Origin of the sequence: Nonomuraea sp. LP-02 (assembly GCF_036289125.1) — a bacterium.
GTDB classification, from domain to species: domain Bacteria; phylum Actinomycetota; class Actinomycetes; order Streptosporangiales; family Streptosporangiaceae; genus Nonomuraea; species Nonomuraea bangladeshensis.
Map to the genome: position 1 here is coordinate 645,801 of NZ_JAXCLK010000001.1, position 18,363 is coordinate 664,163.

An 18,363-nucleotide genomic window follows, 5' to 3' on the forward strand; every position below is an offset into this window, starting at 1 on the left:
AGTGACCGGATGGAAGCGCCCGGAACCCTGGAACCTGGAACCCTGGAACGCGGCCTCGCCGTGCTGCGCGTGCTGGCGGACGAGCCGGGACGGCCCATGGCCGCCACCGACCTCGTCCGCGCGACCGGGCTCGCGAGAAGCGCGGTGGACCGGGTGCTCGCCACCCTCACCCACCTCGGCTACCTGCGGCTCGACGGGCGGGAGGTACGCCTAGCGCCGCGGCTGATGGAGCTGGGGGAGGCGTACCTGGCGGGCGGCGGGCTCCGCGACGCCCTGTCGCCGCCGGCCCGGCGGCTGGCCGAGGAGCTCGACGAGTCGGTGTCGCTGGCCGTGCCGGACGGGGAAGGGGTGCGCTTCATCGCGCAGTTCACCCGGCGGCGCACCATGTCCGTGGCCTTCCGGGTCGGCGACCTGCTGCCCGCCGGCCGGTGCGCGGCCGGGCTCGCGCTGCTCGACCCGGCCGCGCCGTGGGCCGTGGACGACCAGCTCGTGGAGCCGGGGCTGGTGGCCGTCGCGGTGCCGGTACGGGACCCGGCCGGGCGGGCCGTGGGCGCGGTCAGCGTGGTCAGCCACACCAGCAGGCACACGGCGGACGGGCTGCGCGCGCACGCCCTGCCCCGGCTGCGCGCGACGGTGACCGAGATGGAGGCGGCCCTCGCCCACCCGCCCCAGAGCACGGACCAGGACGAGGACTCGGGCGGCGTGGACCGGTCGCGGGCGGCCAAGCAGGAGTTCGGCGCCGGCTACCTGCAGTCGCTGGCCCGCGGCCTGGCCGTCATGGTGGCGCTCGGCCGGCCCGGCGGCGCCACCCTCGCCGACGCCTCCCGCGCGACCGGCCAGCCCCGCGCGACCGTACGCCGCGCGGCGCAGACGCTGGAACGGCTCGGCTACGTCGCCGCCCGCGGCACCCGCTTCGTCCTGCTGCCGAAGGTGCTGGAGCTGGGCTACGCGCACCTGTCCGGCCTGCCCTTCCGCGCCGTCGTGCAGCCGCATCTCAACGACCTGGTCGCCCGGGTGCACGAGTCGGCGTCGGTCGCCGTGCTGTCCGGCGAGGACATCGTCTACCTGGCCCGCCGCCCGACCCGGCGGATCATGAGCGTGGACATCACGGTCGGCACCCGCTTCCCCGCCTACGCCACGTCCATGGGCCGGGTCCTGCTCGCCGACCTGCCGGAGGAGCGGCTGGACGCCATCGCGGTCAAGCCGCTGTCCAGCCACACCATCTCGAGCACGGCCGAGCTGAAGGCGGTGGTGCGCCAGGTCGCCGCCGACGGGTACGCCCTGGTGGACCAGGAGCTGGAGGAGGGGGTGCGGTCGCTGGCGGTGCCCATCAGGGACGGCTCGGGGCGGGTGGTCGCCGCCGTCAACGTCGCCACGCACGCCAGCCGCGCCACCGCCGCCGACCTGGTGCGCGACGTCCTGCCCGAGCTGCGGGAGACGGCCGCGCGGATGGCGGCCGACCTGGCGTCCGTGCACGGCCCGGCCTGGAACGGCGACCTGCGCGAAGTGGTCCGCCTCGGCCGCTGACCCGGCCGGTCCGGGTCCGGGGGCCGGCGGGCCGGCTCAGCCGCGCCGGTGGCCGTGGCCGCGCTTGTCGGCGACGGCCCAGGCGGCGTCCCACGAGCGGTAGCGGCGGCGGTCCAGCGCCCACCGCCCGGCCGCGAAGCCGGTGACGGCGATCAGCACGGCCACCAGCACCACGAAGACCGCCATGCCCACGCCTCTGATGACGATCTCCAGCGGCTTCTTCGGCGCGGTCGACGGCCGCCCCTCGGAGTCGATCCAGATCCGCACCGCCGTGCCGGTTTTCGCCAGCCCCGGAGCCGCCACCTCACCGGTGCGCGCCGCCCCGTCCGGGCCCGTCCACCGCGCCGGCGTCTGCGGCAACTGCGGCGGCATCTCGCCGTACGTCGCCCTGGCCGGCGGCGCGTCCTGCAGCAGGGTCGCCGTCACCTGCTGCCGCCCGCCCGGCCCGACGCGGGTCTCGGCCATCCCGGTCTCGTACGCGGCCCTCCCCGCCAGCACCGCCGGCCAGACGCTCGCGAGGACCAGCAGCACCGCCGCGACCACCAGCGCGGACTCCAGACGATCGGTACGGCGGCGCAGCGGGTTGCGATCCCATCGGTACCCGCGCGTCACCATTCTCAGGGAATCCAGTGCAGCTCTCACCGCGCACCTCCTCGACACCACAAAGGTGGGCTCCAACTGCCCGTACGGGGAGTGCCATAAGCCTCACCGATCAGGGACCTTCGCCCTCTTCCGCACCCCGAACCACCCCATACCCCCAAAAACCCCCTGCACGCAGGGGTTTCAGGAACTCGGCCGGTACGCCGCTCGTTGTGCGGGCGCAAGCAGTGATCATCAATTGATCACCCACCCGATCTTCGACAGGGAGAGCAAAAGCCGTGGTCTTCAAACGCATGCTGGGCGCGTTCGGCGTCGGCGCGCCTTCGGTGGACACCGTCCTCGCCACGTCGCGCACGCGGCCGGGCGGCACGCTGGAGGGCGAGGTCCGGCTCAAGGGCGGCGACTTCGACGCCGAGATCGAGCACGTCACGCTCGGCCTGGTGGCGCGCGTGGAAATCGAGTACGGCGACTCCGAGGGCGCCGGCGTCACCGAGTTCGGCCGCCTCCAGGTCTCCGGGCCGTTCACGCTGCGCAAGGGCGAGGACCGCACGCTCGGCTTCACCATGCCCGTGCCGTGGGAGGCGCCCGTCAGCGAGATCGGCGGGCAGCCGCTGCACGGCATGGTGCTCGGCGTGCGCACCGAGCTGGCCATCGCCAAGGCCGTCGACAAGGGCGACCTCGACGCGTTCGCGGTCGAGCCGCTGCCGTCGCAGCTGCGCATCCTGGACGCGTTCCTCGGCCTCGGCTTCTCGTTCAAGTCGGCGGACCTGGAGGCCGGGCGGCTGGCCGGCGTGGACCAGCGGCTGCCGTTCTACCAGGAGATCGAGTTCTACCCGCCGCCGCAGTACCAGGGCCTGGTCAACGAGGTCGAGGTGACCTTCGTCGCCACCCCCGAGGGGCTGACCGTCGTCCTGGAGGCCGACAAGCGGTCCGGCCGCTACTCCTCCGGCGACGCCATCGACCACTTCACTGTCAGCCACGACGACGCCCTGCGCACCGACTGGTCGGGCGAGCTCGGGCGCTGGCTGCAGCGCCTGTCCGAGTACGGCGGCCACCACGGCGCCCCGCACGGCTACCACGACCCGCACGGCTACCACGACCCGCATCACCAGCCGTACCACGACGACCACCACCACCAGCACAGGAGCGGGCCGGGCGTCGGCGCGGTGGTGGCCGCGGGCGCCGCCGGCGTCGTGGGCGGACTGGTGGCCGGCGAGATCATCGAAGAGGTCTTCGAGGACGACGACGAGGGCGGCGACGACGAGTGGTGACCCCGCGCCGGGCCTAGCCCAGACCGCGGCTTGAGCCGGGGCTGAACGGAATGGGGCGGGCGGCCGCGGGGATGGGTCCCGCGGCCGCCCGTCGGCTCACTCGCGGCGGCGCTTGACGTACAGACCGGCGGTCAGCGAGACGCCGAGCGCCGCCAGCGCCACCTGGATCACCAGCTCGATCCAGTCGATGCCGCCGGTGTCGGCGACGCCGAGCGCGGCGGCGATGGCGGTCCCGATGAGGGCCGCGACCACGCCGATGAGGATGGTGAGCCAGATCGGGATGCGCTGGCGTCCGGGCACGACGAGCCGCCCGAGTGCGCCGATGACGATGCCGATGATCAGGCCGGAGATGATGCCGGTGATTTCCATGGTGCGACTCCCGAAGAGACGACGATCGACCGCCATCCCGACAACGAACGAACCGGCGCTCCGGGTGCCCGCCACCGCGCCCCGTCCGCCGAGGATCTGTTGACACGGCACCCCCCGCCCCAGGAAACTCTCCCAACACACCACAAGGTGCGTACTGTAAACGTTTACGGCCCTCGGAAGTGCTCCATGCCCCTGCCTCGCTGGATCGGCGCCGCCGCGCTGGCCGCCCTCACCACGTTCACCCTCCTCGCCCCGCCGGGCGAGACGGAGACGCGCGCGGGCGGCACGCTCACCACCGGCTCGGCCCCCTCGCCGGCCCTCGGCGGGGAGGCCGTCGCCTACACCGCCTACCTGCCCGCCGGCTACGACCGGGGCGGCGCCCGCCACCCCGTCCTCTACCTGCTCCACGGCCGCGGCGACACCATGCAGGCGTGGACCCGCGTCAAGACCGTGCTCGACGACCTCATCAGGACCAAGCGCATCCCGCCGGTCATCGCCGTCATGCCCGACGCCCCGTGGAGCGAACGCGGAAGCTGGTACACCGACTCCCGCTACACCGGCTCCGACCTGCCCGGCCGCAAGGTGGAGACCGCGCTCGCGCACGACCTGGTCGAGCACGTGGACGCCACCTACCGCACCGCGCCGATCCGCGAGGCCCGGCTGGTCGGCGGCTACTCGATGGGCGGCGCGGGCGCGCTCCGCTTCGCCCTCGCCCACCAGGACGTCTTCAGCGCCGCCGCCGTCCTCAGCCCCGCCGTCTACACCCCGCTGCCGCCCGGCGACTCCTCCGCCCGGGACTACGGCGCCTTCGGCGCGGGCGCGGCGAAGTTCTCCGACGACGTCTACCGCGAGCTCAACTACCCGGCCCTGCTGCCGGAGCTGGACCCCGACCTGCCGGTACGGATGTTCGTGGCCGTCGGCGACGACGAGTACGCCAACCCCGACCCCGCCGACGCCCGCCACGACCTCGACTTCGAGTCCGCCGCGCTCTACAACGCCGCGCGCCGCTCGCCCGCCGTCTCCGCCCAGCTCCGCGTCCTCGACGGCGGCCACGACTGGACGGTCTGGACGCCCGCCTTCGAGCAGGCCATGGCCGAGCTGGGCCCGGGTCTCAGCGTGACGCCGCCCACCGGGCTGCCCGCCCCGCTGCACGGCACCGCGGCCACCGACTGGGCCGGCGGCGTCGCCGCCCACGCCGACGGCTCGCTCACGGTCGGCTACGCGGCCGGCGGCCCCGTCGGCGGTCAGCCGCACGCCGGCCGCCTCGACGCGGTCATCACCCGTACCGGCGCGAACGGCTGGACCCGGCAGCTCGGCACCGCCGCCGACGATCGCCTGTACGGGGTCGCGGCGCTGCCCGACGGCGGCGTGCTGGCCGCCGGCTACACCAAGGGCGACCTCGACGGCCGGCATCCCGGCAACGCGGCCGACGACGCGTTCGTGGTCCGGCTCGGCCCGGACGGCGAGGTCCGCTGGATCACCCAGTTCGGCGCGCCGGACGCCGCCGACCGGCTCTACGGCCTGGCCGCCGCGCCCGACGGCGGCGCGTACGTGGCCGGCTACACCAAGGGCGACCTCGACGGCCGCAACGCCGGCGACAAGGACGCCCTCGTGGCCCGTCTCACCCCGTCGGGCGAGCTCGCCTGGCTGCGCCAGTACGGCGGCCCCGGCGAGGACAAGGCGTACGGTGTGGCCGCGGACGCCGCGAACCTGTACGTCGCGGGCAGCGCCACCGCCGCCCTGCCCGGCACGAGCGCGCTCGGCGGCCTCGACGGCTGGCTGGCCGCGTTCGGCACCGCCGACGGGACCCGCACGTGGGCCACGACCGCCGGTGGCGACGGCGACGACCGGCTGAACGCGGTGACCGTCACCACCGGCGGCCTGGCCGTCGCGACGGGCGCCGTGAACGGGGACGCCCACACCGCGGCCTACGACGCCCGCGGCAAGCGGCGCTGGACCCACACCCTCGCCACCCCGTCCGCCGACGAGGGGGCCGCCGTGGCCGCGCTGCCCGGCGGCGAGGTCGAGGTCGTGGGCCACACGCGGGGCCGGGTGGGCGTGCAGGCGGGCGGCGCCGACGTGCTCACCCTCCGCCTGGACGCCAAGGGCGGGCAGCGCGCCGCCGCCCAGTTCGGCTCGGCCAGGGACGACGCCGTGGACCCGTTCTCCGAGCCGAACCTGTACGCCGCGCCGACGCCGTCCGGCCAGGTGGCGGTCTCCGGCCTCACCTACGGCGCCGCCGGTCCCGGGAACGGGGACGTCTTCCTCGCCACGCTCGCCCCGGAGACCGGCCTGCCGTCCTAGAACGTCACCAGCGGGTCGCCCACGAAGTCGGCGATGAAGTTGACGAAGAAGAACCCGAAGAAGAGAAAGTTGAGCACCAGGACGACGTAGTGCCACGGCCGGGGCCGGGCCGGCCGTGGCAGCCTGCTGTTCAGGTACATCAGCAGGAACGGGTAGATCAGCGCGCCCAAGTTGGACATGTTCGCCGACCACTCCACCAGCCCCACCGGCAGGGACTGGAAGATGACGACCGAGATGACCACCAGCAGCACGAGCATGAAGGGGTAGTAGAGGCGCCGCGGGTCGCCCTCGACGAGCGCGCGCAGGCGGGGGCTGGAGGCGTTGGCGGCGTCCGTGGTCACCCGGACCATCGCCTCGAAGATGCCGAGCTGCGTGGAGAACAGGATCAGCACCCCGACCGCCAGCGCCACGTAGAACACCACCCGGCCGTACTCCCCGCCGAGCGCGCTCGCCACGAACGTCGGGACGTTGGCCCGCGTCGGCTTCTCGCCGGTCAGCGCGACCGCCTGCGCCATGAGGATCGTCGGCAGCAGCATGCCGAGGATGGCGCCGACGAAGAACACGCCCCACATGTCGATCATGAGCAGCCGGTACCAGCGGCGCCAGAGGCCCCGGTTCCTGTCGTCGTCGGGGAAGGTGACGCCGCTGGCCAGCAGGCGGCTGCGGCCGCCGCGCAGCCCGGCGAGGTAGCCGACGCGATGGCCCATGCCGTAGCCCTTGTCGCGGTAGTGGCCCATCACGTACCAGTTGAGGCCCGAGGCCAGGGCCGTGAACCCGGCCAGCGCGCCGAGCTGCGTGGCCGTGATCCCGGCGGGCGGCGCGGCCGGGGTGAGGAAGCCGCGGATGCCCTCCCACCACAGGTCGAACGGCACCACGAGCAGGTCCACCGCGATCAGCGCGAGCAGGATCGTGCCGACCATCACCCAGTTGGCCAGCTCCAGCGCCCGGCTGATGCGGCGGGCGAAGGCGGTGATGAGGAACACCAGCACCAGCAGGCCGACCGCCCACCAGCGGGGCTCGGCGTCCGTCGCGGCCGGGGGCACGCCGTGGACCAGTGCGTACACGCCCTGCCCCGCCGAGGCGGCCCAGCCGCCCGCGATGAAGGCGAAGATCACGATGAGGACGGACAGCGGCACCCACAGCGGCCAGCCCGGCGGCACCCGGCCCCAGCCGACCACGGGTGACTCGCCGGTCGCGATGACGTACCGCGAGCACTCGACGTTGTAGAACGTCTGCAGCAGTGCCGAGACCACGATCACCCAGCCGACGCCGACGAAGCCGTACTGGCCCACGTTCAGCGGGCCGAGCAGCCATTCGCCGCTGCCGATCGAGATTCCGAGCGCGATCAGGCTGGGCCCGACGGCGTACTTCACGATCTCCTTGAACCCGATCCTGGAGACCTTGAAGACCTCTTCGGGGGTGGGCAGGTCGGTGACCTCAAGATCGGGGCGGCTGACTCCTAGTGGATGCGTCATGTCAATGCCTCCTGCCGTTCAGGGTGATCCCGTACAGGAGCGGCATCAAGGCCCAAATCGGTGATCATGGGTCACCGCGTGGCGTTACCCGCCGTATCGCTCTTCGCTACTTAGAGTTAGCGAGTGATGTCACATCGTGATCACAGGGAGAAATGGTGAAAGGTAACCTCATAGCCGTCGGTGGCGTGCTCGCCGCCGCCGTCGCGATCATCGGCGTGGCCGGCCCGGCGAACGCCGGCGTGCACTGCGACCTTGGCTCCATCGACAAGACCCACTCGTTCGGCATCGACGCCGAAACTGAGCGCATCTGGTTCACGAGCCGGGAGACCAAGTCCTGCCAGAGCGACGACCGGCACCACCACGACGGCCGGGACCACCACGACGGCCGGGACAGGACTGACGACGGGTCCGACCGCGACTCCGATGACGGCTTCAAGGGCGGCTTCGACGGCGGCTTCAAGGACGGCTTCGACGGCGGGTTCGACGACAAGTCCCACCGCGGGTTCGACGGCGGGTTCAAGGACGGGTTCAAGGGCGGGTCCGACGACGACTCCGATGACCACGGGTTCGACGGCGGGTTCAAGAGCGGCTTCGACGACGACTTCAAAGGCGACTTCAAAGGGGCGTCCTACGGGGACGACAAGCACGGCCGCGACGGCCGCGACCTGGGCCGTGGCTGGGGCTGGATCGAGCCCGACGACCACGGGCGCACCTGGGGCGCCAACGGTTACCGCTACCAGGCCACCACGCACAACCGCCACCAGTGACTTCTGGAGCGGACCGGTCCCGGGGCCGCGCGAGCGCCCCGGGACCCCTCCCTGTGCGACCCGCCGCTCAGCGGTCCACGATCTCGTTCTTGCCGATGACCACGACGCCGCCGCGCGTCAGGGCGAAGCGCGTGCGGTCGTAGTCCAGGTCGAACCCGATCCGCGCGCCGTCGGGGATCACGACGTTCTTGTCGATGATCGCCTTGCGCACGATCGCGCCCCGCCCGATCTTGACGTTCTCCATCAGCACGGAGTCCTCCACCAGCGAGTGCGAGTGGAGCACCACCTTCGGCGACAGGACCGAGCGTACGGCGGTGCCGCCCGAGACGATCACGCCGGGCGAGACCAGCGAGTCGATGGCCCGCCCCACCCGGTCGCCCTCGTTGTGGACGAACTTGGCCGGCGGCAGCGGGTCGTGGCCGGTGAAGATCGGCCACTTGTCGTTGTACAGGTTGAACACCGGATGCGCCGAGATGAGGTCCATGTGGGCCTCGTAGTAGGCGTCCAGCGTCCCCACGTCGCGCCAGTAGCCGCGGTCGCGCTCGGTGGAGCCGGGGACGATGTTGTTCTTGAAGTCGTAGACGTCGGCGCCGCCCGACTTGACCAGCATCGGGATGATGTTGCCGCCCAGGTCGTGCTTGCTGGTCGGGTCGAGCGCGTCCTCGCGCAGCGCGTCGATCATCGACTGGGTCTTGAACACGTAGTTGCCCATCGAGGCGTAGACCTCGTCGGGGGAGTCGGCGAGCCCCACCGCGTCCTTCGGCTTCTCCCTGAACGCGACGATCCTGCGCCCCTCGGGGTCGGTCTCGATGACGCCGAACTGGTCGGCCAGCGCCAGCGGCTGCCGGATCGCGGCCACGGTCACGTCAGCGCCGGAGTCCTCGTGCTGCTCGACCATCTGCCGCGGATCCATCCGGTAGATGTGGTCCGCGCCGAACACGATCACGTGCTCGGGCATCTCGTCGTAGATGAGGTTGAGGTTCTGGAACAGCGCGTCGGCCGAGCCGGAGAACCACCGCGGGCCGAGCCGCTGCTGCGCGGGCACGGGCGTCACGTAGTTGCCGAGCATCGCCGACAGCCGCCAGGTGCGCGAGACGTGCCGGTCGAGGCTGTGGTTCTTGTACTGGGTCAGCACGACGATCTTCAGGAAGCCGCCGTTCGCCAGGTTCGACAGCACGAAGTCTACGAGCCGATATATCCCCCCGAACGGCACCGCTGGTTTGGCCCGATCCGCCGTGAGCGGCATGAGCCTCTTACCCTCTCCACCTGCCAGCACGACCGCAAGCACCCTCCGGGACCTCATGCCCGAGACGCTACCCTCAAATGGCCGTTCTATCGACGAATCCCGGCGCGGCTAACTTCCCTCGTGTCCCGATTTGCCGTTTGCGGGCCCGGCGGGGGTCGCCGACCCCGGGCTCGCCGGTTGTGTCCCCATGCTCGCCTTGATCGTAAGGTCGTCTCTATGCGTGTTGATCTACTCAGCCGGGAGTATCCGCCCGAGGTGTACGGCGGCGCCGGGGTGCACATGGAATACCTCGCCCGGGAGCTGCGTCCGTTGGCCGACGTACGGGTGCGCTGCTTCGGCGCCGACCGCGCCGAGCCGGGCGTCTCGGCGTACCGGGTGCCGGGCGGGCTGGAGAAGGCCAACGCCGCCCTGCAGGTGCTCGGCGTCGACCTGGAGATGGCCGCCGCCTGCGAGGGAGCCGACCTCGTGCACTCCCACACCTGGTACGCCAACTTTGCCGGGCACGTCGCGAAACTCCTGCACGGCGTCCCGCACGTCATCACCACGCACAGCCTGGAGCCGCTGCGGCCGTGGAAGGCCGAGCAGCTCGGCGGCGGCTACACGATCTCCTCCTGGGCCGAGCGCACCGCCCTGGCCGCCGCGGACGCCGTCATCGCGGTCTCGGCGGGCATGCGCCGCGACGTGCTGGCCGCCTACCCCGAGATCGCGCCGGAGAAGGTCACCGTCATCCACAACGGCATCGACACCGCCGAATACGCCCCCGACCCCGGCACCGACGTCCTCGCCCGGCACGGCATCGACCCCGACCGCCCGTACGTGATCTTCGTGGGCCGCATCACCCGCCAGAAGGGCCTGGTCCACCTGCTGCACGCGGCGCGCTCGTTCGACCCCGACGCCCAGCTCGTGCTCTGCGCCGGCGCGCCCGACACCCCCGAGATCGCCGCCGAGGTGAGCGGGCTCGTCCGCGACCTCGACCGCGACGGCGTCCACTGGATCCAGGAGATGCTGCCGAAGCCGCAGGTCATCCAGCTCCTCACGCACGCCGCGGTGTTCGTGTGCCCGTCGGTCTACGAGCCGATGGGCATCGTCAACCTGGAGGCGATGGCCTGCGAGACGGCCGTCGTCGCGACGGCCACCGGCGGCATCCCCGAGGTCGTGGCCGACGGCGAGACCGGCCTGCTCGTGCCCATCTCCCAGGAGCGCGACGGCACCCCGCACGATCCCGACCGCTTCGCCGCCGACCTGGCCGAGCGGGTCAACACGCTGCTGCGCGACCCCGGACGGGCCCGCGCCATGGGGCTCGCGGGGCGGGCGCGAGCGGTCGAGCACTTCTCGTGGGAGCGCATCGCCCACCGCACCATGGAGCTCTACGCCACGCTGTGACTCACCTCGCGGGCGGGTTTCGCTCCCGCCCGCGAGGTCACCTCACGCGCGTTCCAGGACGACGATCGGGATCTCCCGGTCGGTCTTCTCCTGGTACTCGTCGTACTGCGGCCACGTCGCCGTCATGACCCGCCACATCTCCGGCCTCTCCTCGGGCCGGGCCGGGCGGGCCCGCGCCGCGAACCTCTCGCCCTTCACCTGCACCTCGACCTCGGGGTCCGCCCGCAGGTTCTTGAACCACTGCGGGTCCTCGGGCGCGCCGCCGTAGGAGGCCACGACCAGGTAGACGTCGCCGTGGCGCTGGTAGATCAGCGGCGTGGTGTACGGCCGGCCCGAGTTGCGGCCCTTCGTGGTCAGCAGCAGGACGGTGGTGTTGTTCCAGTCGTGCCCCTCCGCGCCGTCGGTCTCCTGATAACGCCGGACATGTTCCTTGCCATAGAGCATGCCCGCGACCCTACCCACCAGGAAGAGCCGTGCACCGCCGCCCCTGGCGTCTGTACGAAGAGTTGCCCCGCCGCGCGAGCCCGCCCCCGAACTGTACGCACGGGCGCGCCGGTGAGAGCCTGTGCCCATGACCGATCCGGCCGAGACGCTGGCCGCCCGCATCGAGCGGTTCGAGCAGGCCGCGGATCCCGAGCTGATCTGGGATCCCGCGGCGCTGATCGAGGCCGAGCGGGCGATGCTGGCCTGCGCCGGCGACCGCTCCGACGCCGCCACCTGGCGGCTGATCGGCGTGCTCCACCTCGCCCGGTACCGCCTCGACCCGCGTACCCACCAGGACGCCGCCGTCGCGGGCGCCTTCTTCGCCGCCGTGGCCGTGCTCGACCCCGCGCGGCTGCCGGAGAAGCTGCGCGGAGCCTCCGTGCCGTCCGCCGACGCGGCCGGCACCTGGGCGGGGCTGGTCGAGGAGGTGTTCCGGCACGTGGACCCGGCGGCGTACCGGCACGTCGGGCTGCTCGTGCACGCCCTCGTCGGGCGCGCCGCCGCCCACCTCACCGCCGACGCCGCCGACCGGCTCGGCGAGCTGCTGCTGCAGCAGGCCATGCGCTCCGCCGACCCGTCCTGGGCGCCCGGCGCGCTGGCCCTGCTCGGCGGCGGGCTCGTCCGGCTGCACGGGCGGACGGGGGAGCGGGAGGTGCTCGACGACGCCGTGCACGTGCTGTTCCGGGCCGCGCTCGCCGCTCCCGGCGAGGCCGCCCACCTGGCGGAGCTGGCCGCCGCGCTCGCCCTGGCCGTGCCCGACGACGAGGACCTGGTGCGGGCGTACCTGTCGGCCGCCGAGTCCGAGCCGGGCACCCGCGAACGCTCCCGCGCGCTGCTCAGCCTCGTCGGCCTCGCCCAGGCCCGCGCCGCCCGCTCCTGCCTGGACGACGACCTGCTCGCCTTCATCCGGGTGGGGCAGTGCGCGCTCGACTTCTGGCACGAGCGGTGGGCGCATCCCGGGGTGCTGGGGCCGTACGCGGTGGGGCTGGTCGAGTGGTACGTGGTGACGGGGGACGAACGGTCGCTGGAGGCCGGCCACGAGATGTTCCAGGCCCTCGGGCTCCCCGCCCCCGCTGCGGACCTCCCGCCCGGCGCCGCGATCCGGGACAGCCCCGCCTCCTCGGACGGCCCCCGCCTTACGGACGATCCCGACGCCACGGGCGACCCCGCCGCGCCCGGTGGTCCCGCCGTCCCGGACGCCGACCGGGGCGGGGCGCTGCCGCCCGTCGCCCGGGATACCGACGGGGGCGGGGTCCTGCCGTCCGTCCCCTCGTCGGGCGCTTCTCCCGCGACCCCCCTGCCCCTTACCGGTGAGCGGGTCGCGTACCGCGCCACCTTCGAGCTGGCCCGGCGGCTCTCCGCGGACCCGCTCGCCCGCCTCGCCCTGCTCGGTGAGCGGCGCCGGCGGCGCTACGAGGCGACCGGCGCGCAGCAGGACCTCGACCTCGCCGTCGAAACCCTCAGGGAGGCCACCCGGGAGGTCCCGCCCGGCCACCCCGACCGCCCGAGGCTCCTCACCGACCTCGCCGCCACCATCCTCGAACGCACCCTGACCACAGGCGGAGACCCCGCCGCTCCCGTCGCCGCCGCCCGTACCGCCCTGGCCGCCCACGCCGTGGACGACCCGGCCCGCCCCGACGCGCTGCTCCTGCTCGCCCGCGCCCTGCGCCTCCGGCTCACCCCGTCCACCGCCGCCGAGGCGGTCGCCGCCCTGCGCGAGGCCCTGGCCACCGGCGACCGGCCGACGGCGCGGCTGGAGGCGTACACGCTGCTCTCCGAGCTGCTCCGCTGGCGCGCCACCCACCAGGACGCCGCGCCGCACCGCGCGGAGGACCTCGACGGCGCGGTGCTGACCGCCCGGCAGGCCGCCGAGCTGGCCGTGAAGAGCTCCCGCGACCAGACCCCCGCCCACCGCCTGCTCTCCCGCGCCCTGCTCGCCCGCTTCTCCCACGGCGGCGACCCGCGCGACCTCGGCGAGGCGCTGGCCCTCGCCAGGGACGGCGACCCCGACCTGCTGGCGCAGCTCGACGTCCTGCTCACCGACCCCGCCCGGCTGCCCGTCGACGAACACCTCGCCAGGGCCGCCGCCGACCTGGCCCTCCAGACGTCCGACGAGCCCCTGACGCTCAAACTCCTCGCGTACGCCGAACACCACCCCACGGCGAGCGCCCCCGGCCCGCACGGGGACACCGGCCGCGGCGCGTTCCTCCTGGAGACCGGGCTCCGGCTGGCCGGCGCCGGCCGCCGCCGCACCGCCGGCGCCGTACTCGCCCGCGCCGCCGCCGCCTTCGACGAGGAGGGCGACCGGGCCCGTACCGCCCACGCCCTGTCCCTCCAGGGCGTCAACCACGACCACCTGAACGACCCCGCCCGCGCCGCCGAGGCGTTCGAACGTGCCGCCGCCGTCCACCGCACGCTCGGCGACATCCCGGCCGAGGCGGAGCAACTGGGCCACCTGGGCGACGTCCTGCTGCGCGCGGGCGACCCTGCGGGTGCCGTCGAGCAGCACCTGCGGGCGATCGCCCTGTGCGCGGGAGCCGGGCTGAGCGCCGGAGAGGCGGCCCACCAGCTGCGCGCCGCCGAGGCGTACCTGGCCGCCGCCGACCCCGCCGCCGCCCTGGCCTGCGCGGCCCGTGCCCGCGAGCTGTATCTGGCGCTGGGGGAGCCGAGGGAGGCGGCCCTGGTGCTGGTCCCGGCCGCCCGCGCCGCCGTCGACCAGGGCGACCTCGCCGCCGCCGGGGAACGCATCGCTGCCTGCGCCATCGAGCTGGAGGCCGCCGGCGCCTGGGAGGACGCCTGCCGCGCGCTGGACGCGCACGCCGTCCTCCTGTCCGTACGCGGCCACCACGAGCCGGCCGCCGCCTGCGAGGCCCGCCTGGTCGAGGTCGTACGACGCCGGGGCGGCCGGCGCGAGCCCGCCGACGAGTGGTACCGCATCGCCCAGCGCCGCCGCGCCACCGGGGACCCGGCGGGGGCGCGGGCGGCCTTCGAGCTGGCCGAGCACGAGTACCAGGCGATCGGGCACCTGGACGGCTCGGCCGCCGTCCGCTACAACCTCGGCGCGCTCGCCTACGGGCAGGGGGAGGCCGGGCGGGCGCTGGAGGAGTTCGGAGCGGCGGCCGAGGCGTTCGCCCGGCTGCGCGCCCCCGGCAAGGAGGCGACGGCCCTGACCATGCGCGCCGCCGCCCTGTCCGCCCTTGACCTGGCTGAGGACGCGGCCACGGAGCTGGACCGCGCCTTGGACCTCGCCGCCGCCGGCGGCGACCTCGACGCCCTCTTCCTCGCCACGCTGCACCGGGCGGTCCTGGACGAACGCCTGGGGGAGTTCCCGGCCGCCGGCGAGCGCCTGCGCGCCGCCCTCGGCCTGGCCGCCGCCGACCCGCTCAAGGAAGCCGTCGTACGGGACCGCCTGGCCTCGCTCGCCGCCCGCCTCGGCGACCTGCCCGCCCAGATCGACGCCCTGGAACAGGCGGTCACCGGCTTCCGCGCCGCCGCCCAGCCCCGCCTGGCCGCCCTCGCCTCGCTCCGGCTCGGCTTCGCCCTGGAGGAACGCGGCGAACACCGCCGCGCCCGCACCCCCCTGGAATCCGGCCTCACCACCCTCACCCCACCCCTCCAACCCTCCGCCGGGTCGTCCTCCGCCGGGTTGCCGTCTACCGGGTTGCCGTCTACCGGGTCGCCGTCCGCCGGACTGCCGTCTGACGGGTTGCCGCCCACGGGGTTGCCGTCTACTGGGGTGCCGTCCACGGGGTTGCCGTCTGCCGGGTTGCCGTCCACCGGGTCGCCCTCCACCCGATCGCCTTCCGACCCATCGCCCCTCATCACGCCATCGGCCCTCACCGCCCCATCGCCTCCCAGGCAGGAGCCCGCCTCCCAGCCGCCGCCTGCCTCATCGGCCTCCAAACCGGAGGCCCGGTGGGTGGGGGCGGCGCCGTTCGAGATCGTGGCGGTCATGGCGGCGTCGGGCGGACTGGACGCGGACGTCCTCGCCCGGGTGGCCGCCGTTCAGCTCGCTCTCGGTGACCTCACGCGCGGCCGGGCCACCCTGGCCGAGGCCGTCGCCACGCTCCGGGCCGGCCGCGACCGCGTGCAGGCGATCGGCCCGGCCGCCGCCGAACGCCTGGAAACGTGGCTGCGCCTGGAGGAGGCCGAGTCCGCGGGCGATCTTCCGCTGGCCCGCGCCATGGCCGAGCAGGTCCTGGCCCAGGCTCGCCCGGAAGCGCCCGCGGGCGACCTCCGGCGGCAGGAGGGCAGGCTGGGCCGCCCGCCCGGCTGGGGCGACGACGACCCCGGCGCCGCCGCCGTCCCGCTCCTTCCGCAGGACCGCTCCCATCTTCTCGCCAAGCTGTCCTCGTACTGCGTGGCCCTCGGCGACCTCACCGCCGCCTACAGCTACGCCGCCGAGGGCTACGAGCTGCGCGACGCCCGTACGATCGAGCACCTGCGCAATCTGGGAGCCGCCGCGCACGCCCTCGGCCGTCCCGACGAGGCCATCGGCCATCTGACCCGCGCCGTGCAACTGGCCCGCGACGACGCCGGACCGGCCCTTCCCGCGCCTCTGGTCCACGCCCTGACCGCGCTGGCCCGCGCCCTCGCCGACCAGGCGCGCTGGACGGATGCCGCCCGCGCGTACGACGAGGGCCTGACCCTCACGACGGCTCCGGTCTGGCGCGCCCTTCGCGCCCCTCTGCTGTCCGGCCGCGCCTCCCTGCACCTTGAGCTCGGCGAGCTGGACGCCGCGGCCTTCCTCTACCGGGACGCCATCGGGCTTCGCGAGGAGCTGGCCGAGCGGGCAGGGCTCGGGGACGACTGCGCCGATCTGGCCCTCGTACATGTCCTGCGCGGCGAGACGGCCCAGGCCGGGCCGCTCCTGGAACGCGCCCTGGCCGTCCACCGCGAGATCGGCGACGACCGGGGCGCGGTCCTCAGCCTGATAGCCCTCGGCACCCTGACGTCAGCGCCGGCGCCGGCGTCGGCCTCTGGTCCCGCCGCGGCGTCCTCGCCGGCTGCCGCCGGTCAGCTGGAGGAGGCGGCCGACCTGGCGCGGCGGATCGGGTTCGGCGGCGGGGAGGGGATCGCGCTGGCCGCTCTCGGCGCGCTGGACCTCGCCAACGGCGAGCCGGGCCGGGCGCGCGAGCGGCTGTCCCGGGCCGTCGAGCTGCTGGAGGACCTGGGGCATGACCCGGCGTTGGGCCTCGCCCTCGAACGACGGGCGGACGCGGCCACCCGCCTCGGCGACCTCGCCGCCGCCCTCACAGATGCCGAACGCGCCTCCGACCTCGCCACGCTGACGCCCGTCAGGCCCCACCTCGTCCTTTTCGCCGGCCGAGCGCCCGCCACGCCCCACCCCAGCCCCTTTGGCGGTCCAGTGCCTTCTGGTACGGACGGGAGCGTGGACGGGCAGGGGGGCGTGCTCGACCGTGTCGTCTCCCTCGCCGTACGCCTGGGTCGTGGCAGGGCCGCGTGGGCGCGGGCCGAGCAGGCCAAGGCCCGATCGCTGGCCGCGCGACTGGGCGACGGGCGCTGGCCGGCGCCGCCCATCGTCCCCCCGGAGCTGCTGGAGCGCGAGGAACGCGACCTCGGCCGGGCCCGCACGCTGATGGCGGCGGCCGGGCGTGTCCGGGATCCCGTCCGGGCCGCCGCGCTCGTGCGCCGCGCCCACGCCGTACGTGACGAGCTGGAGGCGTCGTGGCGACAGCTGGAGCCCCTCGCTCCCGGGCACGTGGCCGCCCGGCGGGCCGCCCCGCTGACGGGGGCCGAGCTGGACGCGCTGGTCGCGCGGGGTGAGCCGGCCGGGCTTCTCGGGTTCCATGTGGGTGAGGGCGGCGTCACCGTGCTCGCGCACCGCACCGGCTGGGCCGAGCCGCGCGTGTACGGGTCCGCCGTCGATGCGGCGCTGGTGGCCGAGTTCGTGGCCGGGATCGACGGCGAACGTCCTGGGCTGCTCGACCTCGCCGCCCGCAGGCGCCGGCTCGACCTGTGGCGCCGCCTGGCGGATCTGCTGCTGGGGGACGCGCTCCGGGAGCTCGGCGACGATCTGTCGATGATCCACCTGCTGCCGCACCGCGAGCTGCACCGCGTGCCGCTGCACGCCCTCGCCCCCGGTGGCGGTCCGCCGCTGATCGAGCGCTGCCCGGTGACGTACGCCCCCTCCGCCGCCGTCCTGGCCCGGCTGGCCCGCGACGTGCCGGTCCGCGCCGGCGGCCGGTCGCTGGTGATGGCCCATGGCAAGGACGCGGACGCCGGGATCGCCGCCCTGCTCGGCGCAGAGCCGCGTACCGGCCGCGCCGCCACCTCCGCTCACCTGGCCGGGAGCTGGGACGTCGTGGATCTGTCCGCCGACGTGGTGAGCGATCCGCGCGACCCGCTGGGTGCGGGTGTGCGGCTGACTGACGGCGTACTGACCGCCCGGCGGCTCATGAGCCTGCGCGTACGGGCCCGCCTCGTCGTCCTCACCGGCTGCGCGGGCGGCCCCCACTCCGGAGACGGGCTCGCCGCGCTCGGAGAGGCGTTCCTGCACGCGGGCGCCCGCGCCGTGCTCCTCGCCCTGTGGCCGCCCGCCGCCGAGATCACGCGGGCGCTCCTGCGCGACCTGCACACCCGTACGCGGGCGGGCGCCGACCCGGCCCAGGCGCTGCGCGAAGGGGTGCTGGCGCTGCGCGAGCTGTACGGGGCCACCGAGCCCGAGCTGTGGGCGCCGTACGCGCTGCTCGGCCTGCCCCGCTGAGGCGGGCGTACGCTCCGGGCACGCTGACGCGCACGGGCGCCTCGGCTGGCGCTGACCAGCATGCACACCTCGGGCTACGTCGACTCGCGCACGCGGCTCGGGCTGCGCTCATCAGCGCGCACGCCTCGGGCTTTGACCGGCACATGCTGCTCGGCCTGTGCCGGCCCCGCACGCATGGCGGGCTGTGGCGACCGGCACACACGGCTCAGCC

At 74.5% G+C, this 18,363-nt stretch carries 11 protein-coding genes; 6 read left to right on the forward strand and 5 right to left on the reverse strand.

Annotated features, from left to right (window positions below):
• The first annotated feature begins 9 nt into the window (after positions 1 to 9).
• On the forward strand, positions 10 to 1,527 hold the full coding sequence (locus SMD20_RS03025) for an IclR family transcriptional regulator domain-containing protein (RefSeq protein WP_329574590.1): 1,518 nt from the start codon (positions 10 to 12) through the stop codon (positions 1,525 to 1,527).
• A gap of 36 nt (positions 1,528 to 1,563) precedes the next feature.
• Here SMD20_RS03025 and SMD20_RS03030 read toward each other — a convergent pair whose 3' ends face one another.
• Positions 1,564 to 2,169 carry an Rv1733c family protein gene (locus SMD20_RS03030; protein ID WP_329574593.1) on the reverse strand — a complete coding sequence of 202 codons (606 nt, stop codon included), beginning with the start codon at positions 2,167 to 2,169 and terminating at the stop codon, positions 1,564 to 1,566.
• 236 nt (positions 2,170 to 2,405) lie between these two features.
• On the opposite strand from SMD20_RS03030, the gene SMD20_RS03035 reads away from it, so the two are divergent.
• Positions 2,406 to 3,398, forward strand: coding sequence for a sporulation protein (locus SMD20_RS03035; RefSeq protein WP_329574595.1), 993 nt, complete (start codon positions 2,406 to 2,408; stop codon positions 3,396 to 3,398).
• Between the two features lie 96 nt (positions 3,399 to 3,494).
• Here the strand turns inward: SMD20_RS03035 and SMD20_RS03040 are convergent, their stop codons facing one another.
• On the reverse strand, positions 3,495 to 3,767 hold the full coding sequence (locus tag SMD20_RS03040; protein WP_329574596.1) for a GlsB/YeaQ/YmgE family stress response membrane protein: 273 nt from the start codon (positions 3,765 to 3,767) through the stop codon (positions 3,495 to 3,497).
• A 186-nt stretch (positions 3,768 to 3,953) separates the two neighbouring features.
• Here SMD20_RS03040 and SMD20_RS03045 point away from each other — a divergent pair, with 186 nt between their 5' ends.
• Positions 3,954 to 6,071: an alpha/beta hydrolase-fold protein gene (locus SMD20_RS03045; protein ID WP_329574597.1), complete on the forward strand. Its 2,118-nt coding sequence runs from the start codon at positions 3,954 to 3,956 to the stop codon at positions 6,069 to 6,071.
• Here the strand turns inward: SMD20_RS03045 and SMD20_RS03050 are convergent.
• On the reverse strand, positions 6,068 to 7,546 hold the full coding sequence (locus tag SMD20_RS03050) for an Nramp family divalent metal transporter (RefSeq protein ID WP_329574599.1): 1,479 nt from the start codon (positions 7,544 to 7,546) through the stop codon (positions 6,068 to 6,070). The genes SMD20_RS03045 and SMD20_RS03050 overlap by 4 nt on opposite strands.
• Positions 7,547 to 7,698: 152 nt before the next feature.
• Between SMD20_RS03050 and SMD20_RS03055 the strand changes: the two genes are divergently transcribed.
• The gene (locus tag SMD20_RS03055) at positions 7,699 to 8,313 is read left to right on the forward strand and encodes a hypothetical protein (protein ID WP_329574601.1); all 615 of its coding nucleotides are present in this window, start codon (positions 7,699 to 7,701) and stop codon (positions 8,311 to 8,313) included.
• Positions 8,314 to 8,380: 67 nt separating this feature from the next.
• Here the strand turns inward: SMD20_RS03055 and glgC are convergent, their stop codons facing one another.
• Positions 8,381 to 9,616 carry a glucose-1-phosphate adenylyltransferase gene (gene glgC, locus SMD20_RS03060; protein WP_329574602.1) on the reverse strand — a complete coding sequence of 412 codons (1,236 nt, stop codon included), beginning with the start codon at positions 9,614 to 9,616 and terminating at the stop codon, positions 8,381 to 8,383.
• Between the two features lie 159 nt (positions 9,617 to 9,775).
• Between glgC and glgA the strand changes: the two genes are divergently transcribed.
• Positions 9,776 to 10,942, forward strand: coding sequence for a glycogen synthase (gene glgA / locus SMD20_RS03065; protein ID WP_329574604.1), 1,167 nt, complete (start codon positions 9,776 to 9,778; stop codon positions 10,940 to 10,942).
• A gap of 42 nt (positions 10,943 to 10,984) precedes the next feature.
• On the opposite strand, the gene SMD20_RS03070 is transcribed toward glgA, so the two are convergent.
• Positions 10,985 to 11,386: a nitroreductase family deazaflavin-dependent oxidoreductase gene (locus SMD20_RS03070; protein WP_329574606.1), complete on the reverse strand. Its 402-nt coding sequence runs from the start codon at positions 11,384 to 11,386 to the stop codon at positions 10,985 to 10,987.
• 127 nt (positions 11,387 to 11,513) lie between these two features.
• Between SMD20_RS03070 and SMD20_RS03075 the strand changes: the two genes are divergently transcribed.
• Positions 11,514 to 18,152, forward strand: a complete 6,639-nt coding sequence (locus SMD20_RS03075; RefSeq protein ID WP_329574609.1) for a CHAT domain-containing protein — start codon at positions 11,514 to 11,516, stop codon at positions 18,150 to 18,152.
• The last annotated feature ends 211 nt before the right edge of the window (positions 18,153 to 18,363 follow it).

What these genes read in the sequence shown, in the direction of transcription:
- SMD20_RS03045 (WP_329574597.1), top strand. Translation starts at nt 3,954, where the DNA reads ATGCCCCTGCCTCGCTGGATCGGCGCCGCCGCGCTGGCCGCCCTCACC.
- glgC (WP_329574602.1), bottom strand. Translation starts at nt 9,616, where the DNA reads ATGAGGTCCCGGAGGGTGCTTGCGGTCGTGCTGGCAGGTGGAGAGGGT.
- SMD20_RS03040 (WP_329574596.1), bottom strand. Translation starts at nt 3,767, where the DNA reads ATGGAAATCACCGGCATCATCTCCGGCCTGATCATCGGCATCGTCATC.
- SMD20_RS03025 (WP_329574590.1), top strand. Translation starts at nt 10, where the DNA reads ATGGAAGCGCCCGGAACCCTGGAACCTGGAACCCTGGAACGCGGCCTC.
- SMD20_RS03075 (WP_329574609.1), top strand. Translation starts at nt 11,514, where the DNA reads ATGACCGATCCGGCCGAGACGCTGGCCGCCCGCATCGAGCGGTTCGAG.
- SMD20_RS03050 (WP_329574599.1), bottom strand. Translation starts at nt 7,546, where the DNA reads ATGACGCATCCACTAGGAGTCAGCCGCCCCGATCTTGAGGTCACCGAC.
- glgA (WP_329574604.1), top strand. Translation starts at nt 9,776, where the DNA reads ATGCGTGTTGATCTACTCAGCCGGGAGTATCCGCCCGAGGTGTACGGC.
- SMD20_RS03055 (WP_329574601.1), top strand. Translation starts at nt 7,699, where the DNA reads ATGGTGAAAGGTAACCTCATAGCCGTCGGTGGCGTGCTCGCCGCCGCC.
- SMD20_RS03070 (WP_329574606.1), bottom strand. Translation starts at nt 11,386, where the DNA reads ATGCTCTATGGCAAGGAACATGTCCGGCGTTATCAGGAGACCGACGGC.